Annotated in this window: 1 protein-coding gene; it reads left to right on the top strand. The window is 24.9% G+C overall.

Annotated elements, in window-relative coordinates:
• Positions 1-1,544, top strand: a 1,544-nt coding sequence (locus T403_RS04555) for a hypothetical protein (protein ID WP_033161517.1), incomplete at both ends; no start/stop codon positions are given.

The following is a 1,544-nucleotide window of genomic DNA, read 5'->3' as shown; positions in this document are numbered from 1 at the left end:
GGAAAAACCGATCATGATGGTAATTTTTATGCTGAAGATGATAAAATCAGAGGACTTGATTTACAATTAGAAAAATTTGTTGAAACTAATCCTAAGAATCCTGATCAAAATAATCCAGCAAATAGCGATGTTATTTTAGATTTAACTAATGCTCCAGATAAAGTTAAAAATGTTAATTTATCTAATGAAGATGGAGATCAACCAAAACAAAATTTAATTTTCGATCTTTCTCCTAACACAAAAACAACAGAGCAATCAGAAGCAACTGATAATGATAATGCTAATAAAAATCCAACTGCTATTATTGTCGATCCTGCAACAGGTGAAATTAGAGAAATTCCTCTTGTTAAAGAAACAAATGTTCACGCTAGCGATCCAACTAAACCAATTTGAAAATTACCTTTAGATCAATTAAAACCAGGGGAAAAAGTTGATAAAGTTATTGATAAAAATGATAACGATGCAGTTTTAATATCTAATGCAAATATTCCTGATGATCAAAAATTAGAACATAAAATTCCTAAAATTAATGAACAATTATCAAAAAATAACAAAGATAATAATATTGTTATTGATGATTTACCTTCAACTGTAAAACCAGGAGAGAGTGTAATTGTTGAACTTGAAGATAAAACTAATTTAGACTCAGAAGGAAATCCAACTAAAATTTTAATTCCTGCAAAAGTTACTGAAGATAATCAAATTGTTTTAGATGCAAACGATTTACCAAGAGATGCAGAATTAGATCTAAAAAATATTTATCAAAATAAAAGCAAAAGTATTGATACCTCTCCAAATCCAAGAGCTAATGAAGCAGATAAAGGTTATAAATTAGTTGATATTCCAAATGCAGTTGATAAAGAAGATCCTACTAAGAAAACAACATTTGTACCAAAACACTTAAATAGAATTTTTGTTGTAAAACCTTTAAATGTTTTTGATAATGATAATTTCAATGATCTTAAATTAAAAATTGAATTAAACGATACTAAAAATTTACTTGATACAAATTCTAAAAAACCAATTATTACTATTGTTGATGAAAATAATACACCAATTATCTTTAAAGATGATGAAGTTAATTATGAATTTAGCAATGGTAAAAAATATCTTGTAATTAATCCAACTGAGAAAAATAAAAAATTTGCTTTAAATAAAAACTATAGTATTAGCAAAATAGAATATCCAGAAAAATCCTTTGATGATTTAAAAGATAAAACTATTGGACATAATCAATCTAATGTTATTTATGATAAAACTCTTGAAAATGCAAATGATTTATTAGAAGATTATAGCCATAAAATTAGTGTTAAAAACCTAGAGATAGTTGAATCTAATTTAGATGAAAATAAACATGTTCAAAATAAGATTAAACTTGAACTTGATACAAATTTAACTAAAGATCAATTAGAAAAAAATAATTTAGTATTAGCATATAAAAATAAATCAAATGCTAATGATGTTGTTTATAATAAAGCAAAACCTAAAATTACTATTGAAAATGGCAAAACATATGCTGAATTTGATTTAGATTTTCCACAAAC

It is taken from the genome of Mycoplasma collis ATCC 35278 (genome assembly GCF_000701825.1).
Taxonomy (GTDB): Bacteria; Bacillota_I; Bacilli_A; order Mycoplasmatales; family Metamycoplasmataceae; genus Mesomycoplasma_A; species Mesomycoplasma_A collis.
The sequence above is the reverse complement of the archived record's forward strand: the minus strand, read 5'-3'. Positions and strand labels throughout refer to the sequence as shown.